The sequence below is a fragment of the Fibrobacter sp. UBA4309 genome, from assembly GCF_002395745.1.
In the GTDB taxonomy this organism is placed as follows: domain Bacteria; phylum Fibrobacterota; class Fibrobacteria; order Fibrobacterales; family Fibrobacteraceae; genus Fibrobacter.
Genome location: NZ_DGUN01000075.1, coordinates 23,160 through 46,645 on the forward strand (window position 1 = coordinate 23,160; position 23,486 = coordinate 46,645).

At 56.2% G+C, this 23,486-nt stretch carries 22 protein-coding genes; 8 read left to right on the forward strand and 14 right to left on the reverse strand.

The window, feature by feature from the left end; translation table 11 throughout:
* Positions 1-2 precede the first annotated feature (2 nt).
* Positions 3-1,649: an endo-1,4-beta-xylanase gene (locus tag B3M32_RS10830; protein ID WP_290746673.1), complete on the reverse strand. Its 1,647-nt coding sequence runs from the start codon at positions 1,647-1,649 to the stop codon at positions 3-5.
* 227 nt (positions 1,650-1,876) lie between these two features.
* Between B3M32_RS10830 and B3M32_RS10835 the strand changes: the two genes are divergently transcribed.
* The 4 genes from B3M32_RS10835 to argH all read left to right on the forward strand — a co-directional run bounded on the left by B3M32_RS10835 (position 1,877) and on the right by argH (position 6,390).
* On the forward strand, positions 1,877-2,761 hold the full coding sequence (locus B3M32_RS10835) for a TIGR01212 family radical SAM protein (protein WP_290746676.1): 885 nt from the start codon (positions 1,877-1,879) through the stop codon (positions 2,759-2,761).
* Positions 2,762-2,863: 102 nt separating this feature from the next.
* A complete protein-coding gene (locus B3M32_RS10840; RefSeq protein ID WP_290746679.1) occupies positions 2,864-3,388 on the forward strand; it encodes an adenine phosphoribosyltransferase in 525 nt (174 codons plus the stop codon).
* 22 nt (positions 3,389-3,410) lie between these two features.
* Positions 3,411-4,832 (forward strand): NCS2 family permease, encoded by a 1,422-nt coding sequence (locus B3M32_RS10845; RefSeq protein WP_290746682.1) that lies wholly within the window; start codon positions 3,411-3,413, stop codon positions 4,830-4,832.
* A gap of 124 nt (positions 4,833-4,956) precedes the next feature.
* The gene (argH, locus tag B3M32_RS10850; protein ID WP_290746684.1) at positions 4,957-6,390 is read left to right on the forward strand and encodes an argininosuccinate lyase; all 1,434 of its coding nucleotides are present in this window, start codon (positions 4,957-4,959) and stop codon (positions 6,388-6,390) included.
* A 64-nt stretch (positions 6,391-6,454) separates the two neighbouring features.
* Here the strand turns inward: argH and B3M32_RS10855 are convergent, their stop codons facing one another.
* The 9 genes from B3M32_RS10855 to nirJ2 all read right to left on the reverse strand — a co-directional run bounded on the left by B3M32_RS10855 (position 6,455) and on the right by nirJ2 (position 14,423).
* The gene (locus B3M32_RS10855) at positions 6,455-7,372 is read right to left on the reverse strand and encodes a TraB/GumN family protein (RefSeq protein WP_290746686.1); all 918 of its coding nucleotides are present in this window, start codon (positions 7,370-7,372) and stop codon (positions 6,455-6,457) included.
* Between the two features lie 7 nt (positions 7,373-7,379).
* Positions 7,380-8,039 (reverse strand): hypothetical protein, encoded by a 660-nt coding sequence (locus B3M32_RS10860; protein ID WP_290746688.1) that lies wholly within the window; start codon positions 8,037-8,039, stop codon positions 7,380-7,382.
* Between the two features lie 7 nt (positions 8,040-8,046).
* Positions 8,047-8,700: an OmpA/MotB family protein gene (locus tag B3M32_RS10865; RefSeq protein ID WP_290746690.1), complete on the reverse strand. Its 654-nt coding sequence runs from the start codon at positions 8,698-8,700 to the stop codon at positions 8,047-8,049.
* A 3-nt stretch (positions 8,701-8,703) separates the two neighbouring features.
* A complete protein-coding gene (locus B3M32_RS10870; RefSeq protein WP_290746693.1) occupies positions 8,704-10,239 on the reverse strand; it encodes a fimbrial protein in 1,536 nt (511 codons plus the stop codon).
* A 12-nt stretch (positions 10,240-10,251) separates the two neighbouring features.
* A complete protein-coding gene (locus B3M32_RS10875) occupies positions 10,252-11,166 on the reverse strand; it encodes a hypothetical protein (protein WP_290746696.1) in 915 nt (304 codons plus the stop codon).
* A 9-nt stretch (positions 11,167-11,175) separates the two neighbouring features.
* On the reverse strand, positions 11,176-11,892 hold the full coding sequence (locus B3M32_RS10880; protein ID WP_290746699.1) for a right-handed parallel beta-helix repeat-containing protein: 717 nt from the start codon (positions 11,890-11,892) through the stop codon (positions 11,176-11,178).
* A complete protein-coding gene (locus tag B3M32_RS10885; protein WP_290746701.1) occupies positions 11,876-12,718 on the reverse strand; it encodes a hypothetical protein in 843 nt (280 codons plus the stop codon). The genes B3M32_RS10880 and B3M32_RS10885 overlap by 17 nt, the downstream gene beginning before the upstream one ends.
* 44 nt (positions 12,719-12,762) lie before the next feature.
* A complete protein-coding gene (gene tadA / locus B3M32_RS10890) occupies positions 12,763-13,266 on the reverse strand; it encodes a tRNA adenosine(34) deaminase TadA (protein ID WP_290746703.1) in 504 nt (167 codons plus the stop codon).
* A 167-nt stretch (positions 13,267-13,433) separates the two neighbouring features.
* A complete protein-coding gene (nirJ2, locus tag B3M32_RS10895; RefSeq protein WP_349679872.1) occupies positions 13,434-14,423 on the reverse strand; it encodes a putative heme d1 biosynthesis radical SAM protein NirJ2 in 990 nt (329 codons plus the stop codon).
* Between the two features lie 76 nt (positions 14,424-14,499).
* On the opposite strand from nirJ2, the gene fabF reads away from it, so the two are divergent.
* The 4 genes from fabF (at position 14,500) to B3M32_RS10915 (ending at position 18,528) form a co-directional block, all read left to right on the forward strand.
* Positions 14,500-15,750: a beta-ketoacyl-ACP synthase II gene (gene fabF, locus B3M32_RS10900; protein WP_290746708.1), complete on the forward strand. Its 1,251-nt coding sequence runs from the start codon at positions 14,500-14,502 to the stop codon at positions 15,748-15,750.
* Between the two features lie 86 nt (positions 15,751-15,836).
* Complete coding sequence (locus tag B3M32_RS10905) at positions 15,837-15,965, forward strand: hypothetical protein (RefSeq protein ID WP_255252241.1); 129 nt, start codon at positions 15,837-15,839, stop codon at positions 15,963-15,965.
* Between the two features lie 8 nt (positions 15,966-15,973).
* The gene (locus B3M32_RS10910; RefSeq protein WP_097035266.1) at positions 15,974-16,744 is read left to right on the forward strand and encodes a polysaccharide deacetylase family protein; all 771 of its coding nucleotides are present in this window, start codon (positions 15,974-15,976) and stop codon (positions 16,742-16,744) included.
* 23 nt (positions 16,745-16,767) lie between these two features.
* Positions 16,768-18,528, forward strand: a complete 1,761-nt coding sequence (locus B3M32_RS10915) for an AMP-binding protein (protein WP_290746713.1) — start codon at positions 16,768-16,770, stop codon at positions 18,526-18,528.
* On the opposite strand, the gene hemL is transcribed toward B3M32_RS10915, so the two are convergent.
* Genes hemL through cobA form a run of 4 tightly spaced genes read right to left on the reverse strand, consistent with a single transcriptional unit; the run spans position 18,525 to position 23,478 of the window.
* The gene (hemL, locus tag B3M32_RS10920; protein WP_290746717.1) at positions 18,525-19,811 is read right to left on the reverse strand and encodes a glutamate-1-semialdehyde 2,1-aminomutase; all 1,287 of its coding nucleotides are present in this window, start codon (positions 19,809-19,811) and stop codon (positions 18,525-18,527) included. The genes B3M32_RS10915 and hemL overlap by 4 nt on opposite strands.
* The gene (gene hemB / locus B3M32_RS10925) at positions 19,808-20,776 is read right to left on the reverse strand and encodes a porphobilinogen synthase (protein ID WP_290746720.1); all 969 of its coding nucleotides are present in this window, start codon (positions 20,774-20,776) and stop codon (positions 19,808-19,810) included. The genes hemL and hemB overlap by 4 nt, the downstream gene beginning before the upstream one ends.
* 44 nt (positions 20,777-20,820) lie before the next feature.
* The gene (locus B3M32_RS10930) at positions 20,821-21,747 is read right to left on the reverse strand and encodes an NAD(P)-dependent oxidoreductase (protein ID WP_290746723.1); all 927 of its coding nucleotides are present in this window, start codon (positions 21,745-21,747) and stop codon (positions 20,821-20,823) included.
* A gap of 39 nt (positions 21,748-21,786) precedes the next feature.
* Positions 21,787-23,478 (reverse strand): uroporphyrinogen-III C-methyltransferase, encoded by a 1,692-nt coding sequence (gene cobA / locus B3M32_RS10935; protein ID WP_290746726.1) that lies wholly within the window; start codon positions 23,476-23,478, stop codon positions 21,787-21,789.
* Between the last annotated feature and the right edge of the window lie 8 nt (positions 23,479-23,486).

Consider the following 23,486-nt stretch of genomic DNA (forward strand, 5'->3'; position numbering starts at 1 on the left):
AGTTATTTCAATTCGACCATCTCGCTCTTTCCGTCGATGGTTACCTTGTACTTGCCGGGGTAACCGCGGAACTTCACGACACCGTTCTCGTCTGCCTTGAATGTGCCGTTGGTGGTCCACACCTTGTGCCACAGGTCGTAGATGAGCTTGGCGGCGGGCTTTTCGCGCCCGTCCATGGCAACAATACCGCCGTTCTTGACCCAGTGGCGGCCATCCCAGAATCCCCACAGCACAATGCCTTCCACGGCCGGGTGGCTGAAGAAGATGCGGAGCACCATCTCGTAGCGGCGGGCCTGTTCATCTTCGCCGAAGTACATGCCCTTCTGCCAGTCGCCAAAATCAAGCTCGGTAACCTTGATGGGCAGCCCGAGCGAGCCGAGCCTGTCGAGGCGCTTCTTGATGAAGTTCGGGTTCAGCTGGCGGTCACCGAAGTGGCACTGCACGCCGATGCCGTGTACGGGCACCTTGCGGTCGAGCATTCCCTTCACGATGTCGTAGAGGCGCTCGGTTTCGCCGGCGGCCACCACGTTGTACTCATTGATAAACAGGCGTGCATCCGGGTCGGCACGGTGAGCCCACACATGGGCGCTATCCAGCAGGTCCCAACCGCACTTGTTGAAGATAAACGGCTCGTGGAAGGCTTCGTTCCACACGTCGTATTCCTTGATGCGGCCCTTGTATTCCTTCACGTCGCGGGTGATGCGGTCCTTGATCTTGTTCGAGATGTCCTTGCAACTGCCCTGGTTGCTGAAATGCTTGTCGAAGCCGTAGCCCTGGTGGCCCCACACGAGCGTATGGGCGCGGAAGCCCCACTTGTAGTCGTTCACGTAGTCCAGATACTGCTTGAATTCGTCGCGGCGGATCTTGCCCTTCTTGGGTTCGTATTCCGGCCACTTGAACTGGTTCTCGGGCACGCCGTACCAGAAGTACTTGTTGGCGGTCTTCCTATACCAGGTCTCCACGCTGTCCTTACTCGGGTATAGCGCGAGAGCCGTTCCGAAGGGGAAAGCGTGGCGCATGAGTTCCACCTTCACCTGCGCACCGGGGGCCGCCTTCACGGTCAGTTCCTTTTTGCGGAGGCTGTCGATACGGGCGGCGGAATTGTTGTACCAGGTCATGTCGTCAAGGCCTTCCACCTTCTCGATTTCCACGTCGTCCATCTGCATCCAGCCCTTCGCGAGGCCCACATGGAACGTGACGTTGTTGAGGCCGTAGCCCTTCTGATCGGCAAGGAAGGTCATGGAATAAGTTTTCCATTCATTGGTGAGCATGAAGGACGCGCTTTCCTTCTGGCGCCAGTCAGGAGCGCCTCCCTGCACGATGGCGTTGATAGGCATGTTGCCCTTCGCCTTGAACGTAAGCGTATAGTAGGCGGAATCGGCGAGCCACTTGGGGGGCTGCAGCTGCAGGCCCCAGGAGGGGTTCGGAAGTTCTTTCACCGTAACCTTCACGCCCTCGGAGCCATCCACACCGAGGCCGGGCTGACCGAGCTGCAGGTCCACCTTCGCCGGGCCATCCGGGTTGTTCCACAGGTACCAGCCGCCATCACCATACGACAAGTCGCCGTTCGTGAGCACGTTCTGCGCCATCAGCGGGGCTGCAGCCAGGGCTGCGGCTGCACATGCAAACTTAACACTCGAAAGATTCATAAGGACCTCATATTCACCAAAATGTTCTGCCTAGAATATAATAATGGCCAGGCATGTTCTTCCCCCAAAAATGCCTTTTTTCGGTTACGAGAAGGAACAGTATTGTCCACAGAAATGCCAAAGTGTATCAAGTGTATTCAATCTACAAATGGATTCCCTTTCCGTATCTAGGCATTTTTCTTTCGTCTTTCGTCTATAGTCTTTCCTCTATAACTATCTTTCTAACCATGCACTACACTCCCTACCGCGATTTGCTCCTCAGGCTATTCCCGAACTACCTCAAGGTTCGCAAGCTCCCGCTGAACGGCGGCATGAGCTGTCCGAACCTCGACGGCACCAAGGGATTCTCCGGATGCAGCTACTGCAACAACCGCAGCTTTAGCCCCGTCTTTGACCAGGCGAAGGTCAGCATCCAGGAACAACTCGACAAGTTCGTGCCGAAACTGCGCGAAAAGTACCCGAATGCGGGCATCCTCGCCTACCTGCAGCCGTACACGAACACGCACGCGCCGCTCGAACACCTGAAGGGAATCATCGACCCGATCATCAGGCACGAAGAAATCGCGGGGCTCGCGATAGGGACGCGCCCGGACTGCCTCGAAGACGAGAAAATCGAGTACCTCGCCGAGAAGAACCGCGTAAAGCCGATTATCGTGGAAATCGGGCTCCAGACGGCAAACGACAGGACTCTCGCGGCCATCAACCGCAGGCATACCCTCGCTGATTTCGAGGATGCTGTCAAGCGATGCCAGGCGGCGGGTCTCACCGTCACCACGCACGTCATCGTCGGGCTCCCCGGCGAAACAATGGAAGACTTCAAAAAGACGGCCACCATCGTCCGCGACCTGCACCTCGCCACCGTGAAAATCCACCCGCTGCATATCGTGACAGGCACCGTGATGGCGCAGGACTACATCGCAGGCGACTTCAAGCTCCTGGAATTCGAGGAATACTGCGAAGCCGTGGCCGAAATGATACGGATTATCGGCACCGAGACCGCCATCGAGCGGTTCAGCGGCGAAAGCCCGAGCGAGATGCTCATCGCCCCGAACTGGTGCGGGGAACGCGACAAGATTATCGCGAAGGTGGAAGAACTTTTAAAAAGTTACTAGTTCTAAGTTACTAAGCGCCTTCGGCGCAGTTACTAGATTTTTCACTATCACTTTCTAGTAACTAGTAACTTGTAACTAAGAACTATTACTATTATTAAATCTATGAAATCTATCGAAGATTATATAATCTCCGTGCCGGATTTCCCTAAGCCTGGAATCCTCTTCCGTGACGTCACGGGAATCCTCGGCAATCCCAAAGCGCTCAGGCTCACGCTGGACACGTTGTACAGAATGCTCGACAACTACGAATTTGACGCAATCGCCGGGCTCGAGGCGCGCGGGTTCCTGTTCGGGGTATCGGTCGCGGAACATTTCGGCAAGCCGTTCATTCCCGTCCGCAAGAAGGGCAAGCTGCCCCGCGAGACCGTCTCGGTGGAATACGACCTTGAGTACGGAAGCGCAAGCATCGAAATCCACAAGGACGCATTGAAGGCCGGAGACCGAATCGTCATCGTCGACGACCTGCTCGCCACCGGCGGCACGGCAAAGGCGGCCATCAAGCTTATCGAAAAACTGGGCGGCAAGATCGAATGCTGCGCCTTCGTCATAGAACTCTTCGACCTGAAGGGGCGCGAATTCCTCGACGGCTACCGCGTCGAGACACTGACAAAATTTCCCGGACACTGACCGATTTAGAAGGAAGTAGGATATGTTGGAAAAAATCTTCAAACTGCGAGAAAACAATACTACGGTCCGTACCGAAGTTCTTGCAGGCCTTATCACGTTCATGACGATGGCGTACATCCTGGCAGTGAACCCCGACATCCTGGCCGTTTCGGGCATGCCCAGGGGCGGCATCTTCGTCGCGACCGTGCTCGCCGCCACGGTCGGTTCCGCCCTGATGGGACTCCTGTCGAACTATCCCTTCGCGCTCGCTCCGGGACTCGGCATCAACGCCTTCTTCAGCTACACCGTCGTCGTCGGCATGGGATACAGCTGGCAGTTCGCGCTCCTCGCCGTCTTCATGGAGGGATTCATCTTCCTCGCGCTTTCGGTCACCTCCGTCCGCGAAAAAATCTTCAACAGCATTCCCGCCCCGCTCAAGGCGGCATCGGCCGTGGGTATCGGCCTTTTCATCGCCTTTATCGCCTTGCAGAACGGCAAGGTGATCGTTTCGAACGACGCCACCTACCTGGGTATCGTCAACTTCCACAAGGTGGAAATGCATACGGAAGGAGTCTGGGCGCTGTTCACCATCTCCGGAATCATCATTACATCGACCTTGCTGATCAAGGGATTCAAGGGAGCCATGCTTTTTGGCATATTCGGGACATGGCTACTGGGAATCATTGCAGAATACGTCGGTCTATATGTTCCCAATTCCGACACGGGTTTCTACTCCGTAATTCCGGACTTCAGCCACTATACGGGAGACCTCAGCATCGCGTTCCGTGAATTCGGGATTACCTGCGGGGCGCTGTTCCAGGTAGATTCATGGACTCACACCGTCGACGGGGCCGTCACGGGCCATGGATTCTCGCTTATCAAGTCGCTTGACTTCTTTGTCGTGATGTTCGCCTTTTTCTTTGTCGACATGTTTGACACCCTGAGCACCCTTATCGGTGTTTCGGTCAAGGGCGGATTCCTTACGCCAGAAGGCAAGCTCCCCCGTGCATCGAGGGCGCTTTCTGCCGACGCCATCGCGACATCGGCTGGCGCAATCTTCGGGACGTCGACAACCACGACTTTCATCGAGAGCGCTGCGGGCGTAACTATCGGTGGCCGCACGGGTCTCACGGCGATCTCGACGGCACTGCTGTTCCTCTCGTCTATCCTCTTCGCCCCGATATTCCTCTCTATCCCGAGCTTCGCGACAACGCCGGCGCTATTCCTCGTCGGATTCTTCATGATGGCCTCCATCACCAAGATCGATTTCACGAAGATGCGCGATGCCATCCCCGCGTTCGTGTGCATGATGCTCATGCCGCTTACCTACTCGGTGTCGAACGGCATCATGATCGGTATCATCACCTACACCTTCATCAACGCCCTTATCGGCAAGATCAAGGAAGTCCATTGGCTGATGATTGTCCTTTCGTTCGTATTCATCTTGAAATACGCGCTGATGTAAGGGAACAAAAATCTATATTTGCACTCCTTTTACTAAATTTGCACTCATAAAGAGTGCATTTAGTTCTGTCGCGACATTCGCCTTATACTAAATTTGCACTCGGAAAATAAACGAGGATTTTATAATGGCTAAGACAACTGCAAAGAAAACAGAAAACAAAGCCAAGAAGGGCACCCAGACCAACATGTGGACCGGCCGCTTCGCCAGCGGCATGGCGCAGAGCATGGTGGACCTGAGTTTCAGCCTGCAGTTTGACGCCGAGCTCATCGAAGAAGACATCGAAGGAAGCATCGGCCACGGAAAGGGCCTGGTGGAATCCGGCGTGCTCAGCAAGGCCGAATACAAGAAGATTTGCGATGGCCTCGCCAGCATCCTCAAGGACTACAAGGCGGGCAAGAACCTGTGGAAGGAATCCGACGAGGACATCCACATGGCCGTGGAGCGCGTGCTCACCGAACGCATCGGCGCGCTCGGCAAGAAAATTCACACGGGCCGCAGCCGTAACGACCAGGTCTGTACGGACTTCAAGCTTTACATGCGTCACCGCGCCGCCGAAATCCGTGCCCTCGAAGTTTCTTTGATGGAAACGGTGCTCGACCTCGCCAAGAGATACTTCGGCAAGATGATGCCGGGCTATACGCATCTTCAGCAGGCACAGCCCATCTACTTCAGCCATTACCTGATGAGCATGTTCTTTGCCGTGAGCCGCGACGTGAAGCGCCTCGACAACTTCCTCGAGCTGCACAGCGAACTTCCGCTCGGTAGCGGTGCCATGGCCGGTTCCGCATTCCCCTACCACCGCGCCCTGGTGGCGAAGGAACTCGGATTTAACGGCGTTAGCCCGAACAGCATCGACGCCGTGAGCCATCGCGACATGATGCTCGAATTCGAAGCCGACCTCGCCATTATCGCGAACACGATGAGCCGCTACGCCGAAGACTTCGTGAACTGGAGCACCAGCGAATTCGGCTACCTCACCCTGCACGACGCATTCAGCAGCGGGTCTTCCATGATGCCGCAGAAGAAGAACCCGGATTCCATGGAACTCATCCGCGGAAAGTCCGGTCGCATGCTCGGTAACTTCAGCGCCCTCTACACGCTGGTGAAGGGCGCCCCGCTCAGCTACAGCCGCGATTTGCAAGAAGACAAGGAACCGGTTTTCGACTCCGTCCATAACGTGAAGGTGATTCTCCGCGTCATGAAAGAAGCCCTCGAAAGCGCACGTTTCAATTTCGACAAGATGCATGCGAAGATGCTGCCGGCGCTGCTGGCTACCGACCTCGCAGACCTTCTGGTCGAATCCGGCGTGCCGTTCCGCGATGCGCACCACGTGGTCGGTAGCCTGGTCGGCGAAGCCGCCCGCCAGGGCCTCGAATTCACGGACCTTAGCGACGAGGCCTGGGCCAGCGCCGGCGTCCCGAACGTCAAGCAGATGAAGAAAACGCTCACATTCGAATACAGCGTGAGCCGCCGTAACATCGAAGGCGGCACGGGCCCGAAGTCCGTGAAGCAGCAGTTCGTGAAGGCTGAAGCGATTCTGAAGAAGTTCAAGAAGTAATCGGTGATTCCGGGTCAAGCCCGGAATGACGCTTGCTGCGCCCGGAATGACGGCTAACTGCAAATCACAACTGTTCGACGGTGAATCCCTGACGGCGCAGAATAGCGAGGACGTTATCATCCTTGCCCGCCAAATGGGCAGCACCCACTACAATGAATACATTACGGTCTTCTGTCAGGAAGGCCGTTATTTTTTCCGCCATCTTGCGGTTTCTCATGGTATAGACCCGTTCGATAATTTCCTTCTCTATTAAGGAATCCAGGGCGTTCCTGAGAGCGGATTCCTTCTCCATGGCTTCGGCGAGAACGGAATCGCTCCCCGTCTTCCACGCATCCATGATCATCGTTATCGACGAGTCAAGCTCCCCGATTTCTTGCAACGTGGTTCTCAGGTAGAAAATCCCGACGGAATCGTGAACGCCTTCCCCGGTAAGGGCCTTGACCTGGTCTTCCACCGTCTCGAGCGCGACAATCCCTTTCCCGGTTTCAGCCGCCCTCTGCAAGAAATGGATATCCACTCCCAAATTGGCATCGAATCCCATCCGCAAGATGGCCACGGAAGTCAAGGTCATCGCCGCCGCCCAGGGCCTGTAGCGGTTAAAGAATCCCACCGGCAGGTTCCACGAGACGCACAGGCTATCGAGAGAATGAACGATGTCGGCAGGAACCACCTTGTCGAGACTCGCGGTGTCCGGAAGCATGCCCAGCATGGCCGACCGGAGAGCCACTTCTTGCAATACGGAATCGTCACTCACGTCGAGTTCGACAGCAAGTTCCCCGGAACGGTCAAACGCATTTTCGATGACAGAATCGAGCGGATAGAACGAAGAATCCGCAAAATGGACGCTTCCCAGGATATAGACGCTGGAATTGGAATCGGAGACCCTCCACAGAAGGTGTTTCTGCGCCAGTTCGCCCTTAGACACGGAACATCCTGCCAGGAGCGGAAGGATGCAGGCACAAATAAGGAAAAGCTGTTTCACTTCGCCATTACTTCTTGTCTTGCGGGACAAGTTTCTCTACGATACGGAAAAGGTCATTGTAGATTTCGAGGAAGTCCTCGATCCAGATCGGGTCGCGTTCCCCGACAATATGGAAGGTCTCTTCGAGCGTATGCTGGGCGTTATAGAGACCGATAAGCGTCCCTTCGGGCTGGGAATAATTGCCGGAACGGTAGGCCGTGACAGCCGAGAGTCGGGCTCGGTAGCTACGGCGGAGTCGCGCAATCAGCGCGCTGCGTAAAGCCAGCAATTCGTCGTGCGCATCCAGGAATTTCCCTTCCGCGATCCACTGTTCCACGATTTTCAGGCGACGGTTGATGGATTCCCTTTCCGTAGACGGGACAAGCGGGCCCTTGGCCGCCAAAGTCTTTCGAATCTGGTTCACCACGTTCGTCAGGAATTCTGCATTCCAGAAAGAAACCGAGGCGTAGTTCGTATGCGCGGATTCCGTCTCACGGGGCATATGCGAAGTGACCCAGCGGTCCAGTTTCCCGAGCACGAGTTCCGCTTCGGGAGACCTGTCGATGGCGATATATTCCTGGGCGCGGTTCAGGAGCGAATCGGCATAGACCATGCGCCAATGGGGCAACTTGCCCGACTTGCGGATGGTTTCCACATTTTGGCGGATGTTGTCAATACGTTCCTGCATCTATATCCTACTTCACCTTTCTTTCGGCAAGGCTGGTTTTCTGGAGCGGCGTCACGCCGATTTCCACGCGACGGTTCAAGCGGCGATGTTCTTCGCTGTCGTTCGGGTATTTAGGCTGGTGTTCGCCGAAACCGGCCGCAAAGATACGTTCCGGCGGGAATCCCTGCGCAATGAGCGTCTTCACCACGTTCACGGCACGTTCGGTAGAAAGGTTCCAGTTCGTATACGACGTGGAGCCGCTAAACGGGATGTCGTCGGTAAAACCGCTCACCATGATGACATCTTCCGGGGACATCGCCTCGAGCAGTCCCTTGCTGATGCCCTGTATAACCCTTTCGCCTTCGGGCGTCAGGTTAGCACCGTTGATAGGAAAAAGGAAACTCGCCTGGATCTGGATCTTGCCATCTTCAAGAGCGATAAGGCCCGCCTCGATGGAGGTCTGCAGGCTTTTCGATAAAAGCGCATTGCGTTCCGCTGCAATCTTCCGCATTTCTTCCTGGCAACTCAGCACTTCCTCTTCGGTACGGGTAAGGTCTTCGGCCTTCTGTTCCTTGAGGGTCGCCATCGCCACAAACGCAAGGATGAACAGCGAAACAAGGGCAACGCCCAAGTCCGTATAGGCCATCCAGGGATTGTTATTGTCTTCGCGACGGAATCGCATGGATTATCCCTCCACCTTCGGCTGCTGGGCAGAAATCTGGGCGCGTTGCGACTGTTCCATGACTTCGAGGAGAATTTCCTGCGTCTTGACCGCATTTTCCATAAGCACTTCGCTGGCGCGTTCGTGGAAGGCCTCGAGAGACTGGTTGAGGTGTTCGACAAAGTTGTCCTCGTCTTCATGCTCGGCCGTATCGCCGCTGATCTTTTCGAGGATTGTTTCGAGAGCACTACGCAACATTTCGAGGTTCGCGCTGAGTTCGCTCTGGTTTACGCGCATAAGTTCCGCCGTCTCGACGATATTGCCGCCAAGGGCGTCCGTCGCTTCCTTCTCCTTGACGACGCGGTTGTCGATGCTTTCGGTAAGAGCCTTCTGGGCTTCGAGCAGTACGGAAGAAGATTCGGAGAGTTTCTGGAAGGCCACCAGGATATCGCTGGAAAGCGCTCCGAGCTTGTCGGCAACGGATTGGCTGAGTTCCGCAGAACCGGCCTGCGCCTTTTCGGCAACCTGCAGGGCGACGTTCTTAAGCGTTTCGAGCCCTTCTTTCTGGGAATCGACACTTGCCGTTGTCTGTTCGGCAAGGCGGGACATGAAGCTGTTCCATTGTTCGCCAGACTGGCTGACCTGTTCAGAAACAGAAGCCGCGATATTCTTGGAGGCCGTCGTCGCCACGCCTTCGAGTCCGGCGCGGACGCTTTCCGAAATATTGCCAAGGGCCTGCTCGACCGATGTGGAGAGGTTGCCCAGCTTGTCGTCAATCTTAGAGGGAATCGCCTGCATTTCGGCACCGATTCTGTCCACGACTCCGACAAGGCTATGCTGCACGGAATTCACGACATCGTTCAGGTTGCGACTGACAATGGAGAAGAGGCGTTCGATTTCGCTCTTGTCCTTTTCCGTTTCGTCGACAGTGGAACCCTGCATGTCGAGAGTGAGCTTATCCAGGCTGGCCGTAAAAGCATCGCGATTGGCAATGAGCAAGCTACGGCTGGCGTTCAGGATCAAGGCGGCAAACAAACCGCAAAGGCTGGTGCCGAAAATGCCCTTCATGTTCTGGAACAAAAGCTGAATCGTATCGAGGGTACCCTGGGTAGAAGAATTATCCATGACGCTACCGGCAGTAGCCACCGAGAACATCAAACCGAAGAACGTACCCATCAAGCCGAGGAGAATCACCGTACCGCTGCTGCTGCGCGGGAGGGTCACGTTCGAGTTCGAAGAAAGAATTTCGAAAGCGATCGGAGAATCCAGGCGGATACCCTTTTCCATAAGGCGGCGGGCCATGTTCAAGCGCTTGGCGACAACGCTATCGCCACTCAGGGTAAACGTACCGCGGCTTTCGCAAGAAGCAATCAAGTCCTGTTCGGCAGAAAGCTGTCTTATCTTGCCTAGCGTAAGGATCTGCTCCACAAGGAACACCGCAAAGATGGCGATCATTATCATCCAGCCGAAAAGCGGGGCACCGAAATAGACGGCTCCAGCCAGCAAGACGATAAAACCAACTATCGTCAGCATCAAGATCGAATTGAATGCGTTCTTCATATTTTACCCTAGTTAATTTTTAGGCCTGTCGACGGCCATAGTTTCAAACAAGTTAAGTTGACCGCGGTTGAATCCGCGGAGGAACAAGGCCCACTTTTCGTGGTACCATTCAATAATTTGCATCGTGAGCCCGCGGGCGAAATCGCAGAAATCGTCGGTAAAGGCCAGGAACCCGTTTTCGTAGGCATAATGCGGATTCCAGTAACGTCCCACGTTGCGGGCACAGCTGGTGGCAGACATATAGTAGCGCGGCTGCGATTTGGTCGAGAAGGCAGCAGCGAAGCGTTTCTTGGCCAGCTGGTTCAAGGACATTCGGAGCGAAACGACCATCGCGTTCTCCTTTTCACGGAGTCCCTGTTCCATGCACGGCAAAAGCTTGCTCACCGCATCGACGGCACTTTCGTTGTGCCAGTACTTGCACAGCTTGTCCTGCAGCTGCATGACGCGGCCATGCATGCGCACGAAAAGCGGTTCGGCATCGCTCACCAGCAAGTGGATTGTCGCTGAATAGAAGGCGTTGATATCCTGCTTGTTGTTCTTGACGGTAAAGGCCCAGCCTTTTTCCTCGTCATGCGTCAAGAAGTTCCCGCCTTCGAGCAACAGCCTCAAGACATCTTCTGTCGAAAAACGCTGCATCCACTTGGCACGGAATTCGTCATAGAGCTTGTTCGCCGCTTCCACGATTTGCGGGAATCCGGCTTCGCAAAGCTTCCATGCCGTCTCGCTGTAGCTGATAATTTCGGAATTCGCGACAGATTCTTCCCTGTTGTTGATCATCGCGTCCAGGTGCTCGAAAAGAGCGATGGACCACGTGACCATCATGGACTGGGAAAGCGTCGCCATCATCACCGAACGGTCGGGACGAACGTTCAGGCGAACGCTCGCTCCTGTCATCTTACGAATTGCCCGGCGAAAAGATTCCTGCACGTACGCCCCCTAGAAACCCGTCTCTATACGCTGCCATATATTGCGGCTGACGCGCTTGCCCTGGGCGGCCATTTCATCGCTTTCCTTGCGGACGTCCGCCTCGAGATTTCCCTTGATAAGCGACAAGTCGCCACCGTAACTACCCCCGTCCTCCAGGTAAAGTCCGTAGACATTCTTGCTCACCTTGGTATCGGCGGCCAGGACCTTGCCCGCACGGATAGAGAGGGCAAAGCGGTTGCGCGTGAATTCGCAGCGGCTCAGGAACACTTCCGGAGACTCGTCTATCCACAGGCCATAGTAGTTGTTGATGTAGTTGACGTTTTCAAAGATGCCCCTCGCGCGGAACACCGTATTGCGGAAAGCGTTCTCGATAGTCAGGTTCTTGACTTCGAAAGGCTTGCTGCTAGAAACGAAATGGACTCCGTTCCAGCTTTCGCTGGAATCCGCACTGCGGAAAGAAATCGGGTTCGTCTCGGTGCCGAGGATCTTGACCGGGCCGCGCAACATGAGTTTCGCGTATTCGCCCATAAGGACCGTCACCCCAGGTTCCACTTCGAACGTATCGGACGCGCTTAGGACGACGCCCTGTTCCAGGATATACGGGCTATCTTTCTCCTGCAGCAAAATTTTGCCGTTTTCGACCTGCGGAAAGGGCATTTCCCCCGCAAAGACGAACGAAGTGACAAGAACCGCCCCCGAAAGGAATGTCTTACTGAGCCTGTTCAAGTTCACTCCTCAGTTTAATTTTTTGAATTACATGCATGTTCGGCAACACCTGCGAAGCCACGATGTCGTGGATGTTCAGGTAGCCGGACAGTTCAAGATTACCCGACGTGATGACTCCATGCGTAATGTCGAACAATATGGAACCCGTCCCGACGATGAAGCCGTTGCTTTCCATACGGACATCCGACGTGGAATCGGGGACTTCCATATACTTCACGTTCATGTCGATTTTCGCCATCTGGATGCCGTCGTGCAGATACACGTCGTCTAGCTTGAAGGACTTGTAGACCGTCGTCGTCTTGCCGTTAGCGGGAATTTCGACAGGACGTTCCCAGACATCGCCCAACTTTACGGGCGAACCGGGGAGAATCGGCTGGACCTTCATGAAGAGCTTCATGAGATTCAGTTCCTCGGACCCCGGCTGGAGGGCCGAATCCTCGACAGAGGGATCGCTGATAGCGCCATCGCTAGCCATCTTGAACTGGAAATGCTGCGTGGAGAGGTATTTCTCGATATAGCGGAAATCTTCCACCGAGCGCTTGTCGCTCTTGTAGTCCACGGTATCGATTTTCATTTCGAACCGGGCTGTACCATTGTCAAAAGAGACCGTCTGGGCCAGCGTTGAGCGGGCATTCAGGTGCGTTTCCATGGATTCCGGAGTTACGGACATGGAATCCTGGGGCGCAAACACGTTCAGGTTTGCCTCGAGGGTGAATTTCTGGACGGGAGCGTTCTGGGTATTGAACGACAGGGACACATCGTTGTTGCTACAAGAACACAATAAAAGGAACGCTGCGGAAGAAGCGCAAAACTTGATAAAATTCATATTTGAAATTTAAGTAAAAAGAGAGTATTTGGAGAGAAGCCGAACTATTTCTCCCCCGAAATTGGCGGTTTTGCACCGGAATCGCCCTTTTCGAGCCTCATCTGCTGGAAAAACGCCTTTAAGAGCCCGAGGCACTCTTCGGCAAGCAATCCGCCCTCGACCTTGACATCGCGCTTGAGGGCATTACCCGTAATCACGTCGACGGTCGTCCCGCAACCGCCAAAGCGGGTGTCCGGGGAGCCGTAGACGACGCGGTCTATACGGCTGTTGAGGATAGCCCCCGCACACATCGGGCAGGGTTCGAGCGTTACATACAAAGTACATCCATCCAGACGCCAGTTATCGAGCTTGCCCGCGGCAGTCCCGATGGCCAGAATTTCGGCATGGGCGGTGGCGTCCTTGAGCATCTCGATCTGGTTGTGGCCCTTCCCTATCACCACGCCATCCTTCACGATAACGCAACCGATGGGAATTTCCTTCTCATCGAAAGCCTTTTCCGCCTCGCGGATGGCCATGCGCATGTATTTTTCATCTTCAGGAGTGAACATAATTGATAATTGATAATGGATAATTGATAATGGATGATGGATGATGGAGAATGGATGATGGAGAATGGATGATGGATAATGGATGATGGATAATGGATGATGGATAATGGATAATGGATAATGGATGATGTGTAATCATCAATCATCAATCCTCAATCATCAATTAATTACAGTCCTCTTCCGTACGCGCAATACGAATCTTCTTGCATGTAGTCGCCGTCGTGGTAGTAGGCGGCTCGGGCGCGGCAACCGCCGCAGCGGTCATTGAACTTGCACTTGCCGCAAGCACCGGAGTACGCCTTGGTGCGGAGCTTCTTGAACACCTCGGCGTTCGCCCAGATTTCGTCGAAGGGTGTGTCGTGAACGTCGCCCGCCTCTTCCATCATGTAGGCGCAGGGACGCACCTTCCCGATGGGGCTAACGATGCAGTAGTCAAGGCCGGCGAGGCAGCCACGGCTGTAGCGCGTCTTTATGTCCAATTGGTCTGCAATGCGCAGGAACTGCGGAGCACACGTGGGTTTGACGGGGATGCCGAGCGTGCGGCTCTTTTCCATAATCTTGCGGAGGAGTCCTTCGTATTCGGCGACGCGGAGTGCGTGGCCTTCGATTTCCTTGCCGCGTCCCACCGGGATGAGGAAGAATATCTGGTGGTTCACCGCGCCGATTTCCTTGACCCAGTCCATGATGTCGAAAATCTCGTTCTGGTTCCAGTCCATGATGGTCGTGTGAATCTGGAACGGGAGGCCAGCCGCCTTGCAGTTCTCGATGCCCATCATCGTCATCTCGAAGGCGTTCGGGAGGCCGCGGAAGTCGTTATGGCGGTCGTGGTCGATGCTGTCGATGCTGATGCCCATCGCCATGGCGCCCGCCTTCTTGAGTTCAAAGGCCAGGTCGTGCGTGATGAGCGTGCCGTTAGTGCCGAACACCGGGCGAAGTCCCTTGCTCGAGGCATGGGCGACCAGTTCCACGATGTCCGGGCGGGTCATCGGCTCGCCACCGCTAAAAATCATGATCTTGAACCCCGCCTTCGCGATTTCGTCAATTAGCTTTAGGGCTTCCGGCGTCGTGAGTTCGGCCGCCTTGTTCTCACCAGCGTCCTGGTAGCAGTGCTTGCAGGTCAGGTTACACTTGTTGGTGGTCATCCAAGATACAATCATCATCCATATCCTTAACAAAGGGAAAATAGCATGGAAAAAATAGCTATTTTTGCCACGACAAAAACAAAAGGGAACCATGACCAAGAGAAGAATTGTAATTACCGGCCTTGGTGCCGTGACCCCCGTCGGCAAGAACATACCCGACATGTGGAACTCCATCCGCGAGGGCAAGTGCGGGATAGGCCCCATCACGCTGTTCGACGCCAGCAACTGCCCGGTGAAGATTGCCGCAGAAATCAAGGACTTCAAGCCCGAGGAACACGGGATAGACCCGAAGGAAGCCCGCCGCATGGCACGCTTCACGCAGTTCCTGATAGGGGCAGCGAACGAGGCCGTCCAGGATGCGGGGCTCACCCGCGAAGAGCTCGCCGCCGATACCACGGGCATCGTCGCCGGCAACGGCCTTTCGGGAATGGATGTGCTCGACGAAACGTACAACAAGTATATCGAAGGCGGCAAGCGCAGGGTTTCGCCGCTTGCCATGCCGGAACTCATCCCGAACGAGGCGTGCGCGAACGTTTCCATCGCCCTCGGGATTACGGGACTCGCCCATACCGTCTGCACCGCCTGTGCCTCCGGCACGGACGCCATCGGGGTCGCCCTGGACGCCATCCGCAGTGGCAGGCTCGACGTGTGCCTTGCCGGCGGTTCCGAGAGCGGGATTACGGAATACTCCATCAAGAGTTTTGCGGGCATGCACGCCCTCACCGACAAGTTCAACGACGACCCCACGAAGGCGTCGCGCCCGTTCGACAAAGACCGGAGCGGCTTTGTCATGGGCGAAGGCGGTGCCGTAATGGTGCTGGAAGAACTCGAGCACGCAAAGGCCCGCGGGGCAAAGATCTACGCGGAACTTGCGGGCTATGGCGCCTCTGCGGACGCATACCACATCACGAGCCCGCGCCCGGGTGGAGAAACCTGCGCGAAGGCCATGACCCGCGCCCTGAAGGATGCCGGAATCGCGCCTACCGACGTGGACTACTACAACGCGCACGGCACCTCGACGCACCTGAACGACCTCACCGAGACGCAGATGCTGAAAATTGCGCTCGGCGAGCACGCCTACAAGATCAAGGTATCAAGCACCAAGAGCATGACCGGCCACTGCGTGGGCGCCGCGGGCGTCATCGAGGCTATCATCTCGACGCTCGCCGTGCAGAACTCGTTCTACCCCGCGACCATCAACCTCGACAACCCCGACCCGGAATGCGACCTCGACTACGTGCCGCACAAGGGCATCGAAGGCAACATCGACGTCGCCGTTTCCGCATCGCTCGGGTTCGGAGGCCACAACGGTGTGGTTGTCATCAAGAAATTCAAGGAATAGAGCAAGTTTTGCGCTTTTCCAGGCCAAATTATGTATTTTTCGGTTAGAGTGCGGGCGTTGTACCGCACCGAACCAAGGAGTGGACCATGTCCGACTGGCTGTTTAAATCGTGGCTCAAGATTTCCGCACTGACGGCAATCCTGTTCTTCTTTTATCATCTTTTCATTTCTCAGAAACTCGAGGAAGAATCCTTCACCTCCAACAAGGACAAGTAGGTAACCCCATGGAACAGAACAAGGACATCCTCGACATCCAGGCGGCCGAAGCGAACCAGCACAAGAAGAAAAAGTTCATCTTGTGCTACCACAGCTTCAGCGCGACAAACTTCAAGAGGGCCCGCACGCAAATCCGTAAACTTGCGGACGCCGCGGGTGCGCCTATCAGCATCGCAGTCGTGCCCTCCATCGGGGCCGTGCCCGAATCCGAGGCGGACGAATTCCGCGAAGAACTCGAGAAGTTCGTGCAGGAAGGCTACGAGATTATGCTCCACGGGGCACGCCACCGCGCAGACCTCTTTATCAAGCGTAGCCTGCAGGGAAAGTTCGCACTCTGGATTTCGAACAACGAGGCCGAATTCGCAGGCCTGAACGAGCGACTCACGCAGACGCTCCTCAAGCGCAGCCTCGCCCTCTGGAACGCCCACGGCACCGAGAAGCCCTCCGGGTTCATTCCGCCCATCTGGTTCGGCAACAAGTACCTCAAGAACCTCGCCCTCGACATCTTCGACTACTACGAGGATTACCACGGCATCTACCAGAAGACGGAAAACGGAATCAAGAAGACCAAGTCAAGGCCGCTCAGTTTTTCCATCTACCCGCCCGCAATGCTCGGAATCGTGCAGACCTACGCCTGCCTCCGCATGCTCCTGCCGGGTGGCACGCACCGCCTGGTGTTCCACGACAAGGATTTCAGGACCATCGGCGAAAAACGTATTCTGAACATGGTGCGCTACGTTTCCACCATGCGAGAAAAAATCATGTACAGGGATCTCTAAAACCAATACGACAGGATTCGAACATGATGTTAAGCAAGTTTCTTTCCCGTATCGAATTCGATTCGTACGAGGACCTCTACAAGAATTTCAAGATAACTATCCCGGAAGACTTCAACTTCGCCTACGACGTGGTTGACGAATACGCGAAGACCGAACCCAAGCGCGAAGCCCTCGTGTGGTGCGACGACAACGACGAAAGCCACATCTTTACGTTCAAGGACCTCTCGCTTGCCTCCATGCGCACGGCGAACTTCCTCTGCGAACAAGGAATCAAGAAGGGCGACCGCGTGATGCTCATCCTGCGCCGCCGCTACGAGTTCTGGTTCTTCCTCCTGGCGCTCCACCGCATTGGCGCGATTGCAATACCCGCGACGAACATGCTCGCCGAAGAAGACCTGGAATACCGTTTCAACGCGGCCGAAATCAAGATGGTCGTGAGTTACGACGAACCCTCGCTGCAAAAGGAAGTGGACAAGGCAAAAACAAAATGCCCGTCCGTCGAAAAGCTCGTGACCGTAGGCCAGACCGCCCGCCAGAACTGGGTGAGTTTCTACGACGACTACGAAATCTACCCCGCGAAGTTCCCGCGCCCGCAAGGCGAAGAGGCGACCCACAACGACGACATCATGATCGTGTACTTCACGAGCGGTACGAGTTCGAACCCGAAGATGGTGGCGCACACGTTCACCTACCCGCTCGGCCACATCGTGACGGCAAAGTACTGGCAGCACGTAGTGGACGGGGGCAGGCACCTCACCGTCGCGGAGACCGGCTGGGCCAAGGCCCTCTGGGGCAAGATATACGGGCAGTGGATTGCGGGTAGCGCAGTGTTCACCTACGACATGAAGGTGTTCATCCCGGGCAAGCTGCTCGAGAAGATGGCGGAATACAAGGTGACCACGTTCTGCGCGCCGCCCACCGTCTACCGCTACATATTGCACCACGGACTGAGCCGCTACGACCTTTCGAGCCTCAAGTACTGCACTACCGCAGGCGAATCGCTCAATACCGACATCTACAACAAGTTCTACGAGCAGACAGGAATCCGCTTGCAGGAAGGCTACGGCCAGACGGAACTCACGCTTACCACGGGCAACTTCGGGTTCACCGAACCGCGTCCGGGTTCCATCGGCATGCCCTCGCCGGGCTACCGCATGGAAATCGTGGACGCCGAAGGCAAGCCCTGCGCCACTGACGAGGTGGGCGAACTCATCATCAAGATAGACCAGGGGAAACCCTTCGGCATGTTCGGCGGCTACTACCGCGACCCGGAACGCACCGAGAAGGTGTTCGAGGGCGGAGTCTACCATACGGGCGACACCGCCACCCGCGACAAGGATGGTTACCTGTGGTTCGTGGGCCGCACCGACGACCTCATCAAGAGTTCGGGTTACCGCATCAGCCCCTTCGAGGTGGAAGAAGTGCTCCACAAGCACCCCGCCGTCCTTGAAGTGGCGGTGACGGGCGTCGAGGACAAGGACCGCGGCCAAGCCGTGAAGGCGACCGTCGTCTTGAAGAAGGGCTACGAGGCATCGAAGGAACTCGCGAAGGAAATGCAGCTGTTCGCGAAGAACGTCGCGGCCTCTTACAAGAGCCCGCGCATCATCGACTTCGTCACGGAACTGCCCAAGACGATTAGCGGAAAGATTCGCCGCGCCACCATCCGCGACAAGGACAAGGAAGCGGCTGACGCCGAAGCGCAGAATGCCGAAAATGCCGCAAAGGAAAATGCGGGGGCTCCGGCAGACAACAGCGCAAGCGGCGCAAGCAGCACCGAATCCTAAAGCGTCTTGAAGACTTTCCTGGCGGCATCGACGGTACGGTCGATGTCGCTTTTCGTATGTACGGCACTCACGAAGATTGCCTCGAACTGGCTTGGAGCCAGATAGATACCCTCATCGAGCATCCCGAGGAAATACCTGCGGAACAGTTCCAGGTCGGACTTCTGCACGTCGGCGAAGCATGTGACCGGCCCTTCGGTAAAGAAGATGCAGCCCATAGCGCCCACCTGATTTACGGCAAGCGGGATTCCCGCAGCGATCGCCGCATCCTTGAGACCGTCGAGCAGTCGCGTCGTCATCGCCTCGGCATGCACGTAGTATTCCGGGTGAGTATGCAGTTCACGCATAGTGGCCAGCCCCGCCGCCATGGCGACCGGGTTCCCGGAAAGCGTTCCCGCCTGGTAAATTCCGCCGAGCGGAGCAATCTGCTGCATCACGTCGAGGCGGCCGCCGTAAGCGCCTACGGGCATGCCGCCGCCGATAATCTTGCCGAAGGTCGTGAGGTCCGGCTTGATGCCGTACAGGCCCTGTGCGCAGTGGATGCCCACGCGGAAACCCGTCATGACCTCGTCCACAATCAAAAGCGCACCATGCTTTTTCGTTTCTTCGGAAAGCGTCTGCAGGAACTCGGGCTTTGCGGGCACCACGCCCATGTTGCCTGCCACCGGCTCCACGATGACGCCCGCAATCTCGTCGCCAATCTTGTCGAAGAGTTCCTTCACGCCCGCCACGTCGTTGTACTGGAGCGTGAGCGTATACTTCGCGAGGTCGGCCGGAACGCCCTTGCTGCTCGGCTTGCCTGTAGTAAGCATGCCCGAACCCGCCTTGATGAGCAGGCTGTCGCTGTGACCGTGGTAGCAGCCTTCGAACTTGACAATCTTGTCGCGGCCGGTAAAACCGCGGGCGGCACGGATGGCGCTCATCGTCGCCTCGGTGCCGCTATTCACCATACGTATCATCTCGACACTCGGCACGAGGCTCATCACGAGTTTCGCGAGTTCGGATTCAAGACCGCAAGGAGCGCCGAAACTGAGGCCGTTCTTCGCGGTCTCTGCAACGGCGGCAATCACCGCATCGTGCGCGTGGCCCAAGAGCATCGGGCCCCAGCTGCCCACGTAATCGATATAGTCGTTGCCGTCCACATCGTAGATATGGCTGCCCTTGGCACGGGCAATGAAGGGAGGAGTCGCCCCCACGTTACCGAAAGCACGCACCGGGCTGTTCACGCCGCCCGGCATCAAATTCTTGGCTTCGGTAAAGAGTTTTTCGCTAAGGGAATGGTTCATTTCAGCAAGCCCTTCTCCAGCGCTTCTTTCGCATGGTACGTGATGATGATGTCGGCACCGGCGCGCTTGAACGCGAGCAGGTTCTCGCGGATGACGGCATTCTCGTCAATCCAGCCCATCTGCGCGGCGGCCTTCACCATGGAGTATTCGCCGCTTACGTTGTACACGGCCACCGGTACGTCGCTCATCTCGGCCGCCGTACGCAACACGTCGAGGAAAGCCAGACCGGGCTTTACCATCACGATGTCGGCACCTTCCTCGATATCGAGCGCAACCTCGCGCATGGCTTCACGGCCGTTGCGCACGTCCATCTGGTAGCTCTTGCGGTCACCGAACTGCGGGGCGGAATCCGCCGCATCGCGGAACGGGCCGTAGTAGGCGCTCGCGAACTTCGCGCTGTACGCCATGATAGGCACATTCTGGAATCCGTGCGCATCGAGGCATTCGCGGATAGCGGCCACGCGGCCGTCCATCATGTCGCTCGGGGCCACCATGTCGGCACCGGCCTGGGCATGCGAAAGAGCCGTCTTTGCAAGGAGTTCGAGCGTCGCGTCGTTGTCCACCTCGCCGTCCTTCACGATACCGCAATGCCCGTGGCTCATGTATTCGCACAGGCACACGTCGGTAATCACGTTCAGCTTAGCGAAATGCGCCTTCAGGGAACGCACCGCACGCTGGACCACGCCCTCGTCGTCGTAGGCGCAGGTCGCCGTCTCGTCCTTGTGGTGCGGGATGCCGAACAGCATGATGGACTTGATGCCCGCAAGCACGCAGACTTCGAGTTCACGGAGAAGCTCGTCAATCGAGAACCGGAACTGGCCGGGCATCGATGGAATGGGTTCCTTGATTCCCTCCCCTTCCACCACGAACATCGGGTAGACGAGGGAATCGGGGTTGACCACGGTTTCCGCAACCATGTTGCGGATGACTTGATTCTTGCGTAAGCGACGAGGACGGATAATCATATCGAGTGTGAAATGAGGAATTTGAGATGTGGAATGATTGTTGCTTAATTTAAAAAATCGCGTTCGACTTGCGCCAGGCTTTCACCCCAGTCTTCCAGGATTTTTTGCTTGAGTTTCTTCGCAAGCGAAGGGGTCCTCCCCTGCGTGGAGACGGTCACCGCGATATTTTCGCCAAAATCCATACGGGCAGGCACGATAAAGTCCCCGTCCAAATAGTCACAGGCATTGTTCACCAAGATGCGGCGGGCACGGGCATCGTTTGAAACTTGCGCATTGACTGCCGGCTGGTCGGTACAGATGAAGACCATGAAAATGCCACGGAGGTCTAGCGGCTCGTAAGGGCGGTTTTTTAGGGTTATGAGGTGTGAGGTATGAGGTCGGGCTTCGCCCTTTGAGGAGAAGTTCTCAAATTCCGGGTCGATTTGCGGGGCGACAACGGTTATGTGTGCGCCAGTCGGGAGCAACGTCTTCACCTTGCGGAGGGCAATGCGGCCACCGCCTACCACAAGAACGTTACGACCTTCGAGATTGAGTTCGATGGAGAAGAGGTTCGAGCTATGGGCACGCTCCTGCGGAGCTTTGGGGTATGGGGTCGCGCCAGAGGCGCTTTGAGAAAGATCAGTTTGGGCATTGCAGATGCCGTTCACGACCATATCGGCAAATTCGTTCCAATCGCCAAGACAGGGCAAAAGCGTAATCGGAATCTGCGGGAATTCAGACTGCAACTTCGCCACGACGCGAGGAACGTCATTTTTTGCATGCTGGCCGTTCAACAGGAGGAACGGCAGGAGCGTCACCGACTCCACATCTTCGCGCAGGAGCGTGCGCAGGTCATTTTCCAGATCCAGCAAGCTCGTACTCGCCACGCGCGTACCCGGCATATCGTGATGAAGGCGGTCGAGGATGGTCTCGAAGCCCTTGTAGGCACCGGGAAGAATGCAATGATGCGCAATAATCAGGATAGCTTTCATACAATGTGGAGTGTGAGGTGTGGAATGTGGAGTGTGGGATTAGGATTCTTTTTTGTAATGCTCCACAATCTTTTTTACGAGGGAATCCATCGTCGTCTCGTCGGAGGTGACGGTTTCAAAGCCATGCTTGCGGGCAGCAGATTCAGTCATGCGGCCAATGCAGAATGCGAGACGGGGAGAACAAGAAGCAGGCGTAGTCAAAGATTCTCTATTAAGATCCTTCGACTCCGAGCTACGCTCTCCGCTCAGGATGACACTGCAGAAGTTTTCGACGGCGCTGGTACTCGCGAAGACGATTGCATCGGCACTCTCGACGGCTTCGCGCTTCCATTCGGGGAGTTCAGCCACCGGGAGCGTCTCGTAGACCACCCAGCGGGTCGCCTGCGGGAGCAGCTTGAGCAGGGTATCGTCAGCGAGATTGCCCTGCAGGAGGAGAATGCGGGATTCAATGAGATCCTTCGACTCCGAGCTACGCTCTCCGCTCAGGATGACACGTTCCTCCTTGTTAACCACATCTCGTAACAAACGACCTAATCCTTCGCCGGTGTGGTCTTCGGGCACGTAGTCGCAGCGGATACCATATTCCAGCAACTTTTTCTCGGTAATCTTCCCCACGCTCGCGATATTCTTGCCCGCAAGTTCGCGGATATCGCGGCCGGAGGCGAGCAATTGCCTGAAGAAACTTTCTACACCGTTTGTGCTTGTAAAGGCGAGGATATCGAAGTTTACAAGGGAATTGAAATCGGCAAAACAATTCTGGTCTGGATCCTTCGTCTTCGACTCAGGATGACAAGCAATCAGAGGGCAATCAAGCGTTTTCGTCTCGATCATCGGAGTTTCGATGACCTCGGCACCGAGGGCCGTGAGGCGCGCGGAAATCCCGCTGGCCTGCTTGGCGGCGCGCGTCACCACGAGGCGCTTGCCCGAAAGCGGAAGATTCTTTTTCCAGGCGAGAGACTTGCCCAGCTCTACGACGCCACCCATGATCGTTATCGCAGGGGCGGTCACGTTCTCGCGTACGAGGGTCTCCGCTGCCGTTTCTAGCGTCGCCATGACGGTACGCTGGTACGGGGTCGTCCCCTTCTCGATAAAGGCGAGAGGCGTTTTCGGGTCCTTGCCGCAATCCATGAGGCGCTTGGCAATAAAGTCCATGTTGGCAATGCCCATCAAGAAGATGAGCGTACCGGGGCAATGCGCGAGGGCATCGAAATCGAGAGAAAGATTCTGACCTGGATCCTTCGCCTTCGACTCAGGATGACACACTCTTTCATCAACTTTCTCGTGACCCGTGATGATATGGAAGCTCGTTGCGATGCCGCGGTGACTTACAGGAATACCCGCGTAAGCCGGCACCGAGATTGCAGAGGTAATGCCAGGAACGACCTCGAATTCTACGCCGGCAGCAACAAGCTCCAAGGCTTCTTCGCCACCGCGCCCGAACACGAACGGGTCGCCACCCTTGAGACGAGCGATCACGCCACCGGGAAATTCACCGGCGAACTGCACCAACAGCTTGTTGATTTCGGACTGTTTGACCTTGTGGTGCGTCGGCATCTTGCCCACATCGACCATCTTGGCTTTCGGATTGCAGAATCCGAGAATCGCGGGCGAAACGAGACGGTCATAGACCACCACGTCGGCCTTCTCAATGATTTCCTTGCCGCGGAGCGTCAGGAGCCCCGGGTCACCAGGACCCGCACCGATTAGATAGACTTTTCCAAAACCGCTCATCCGTAGAC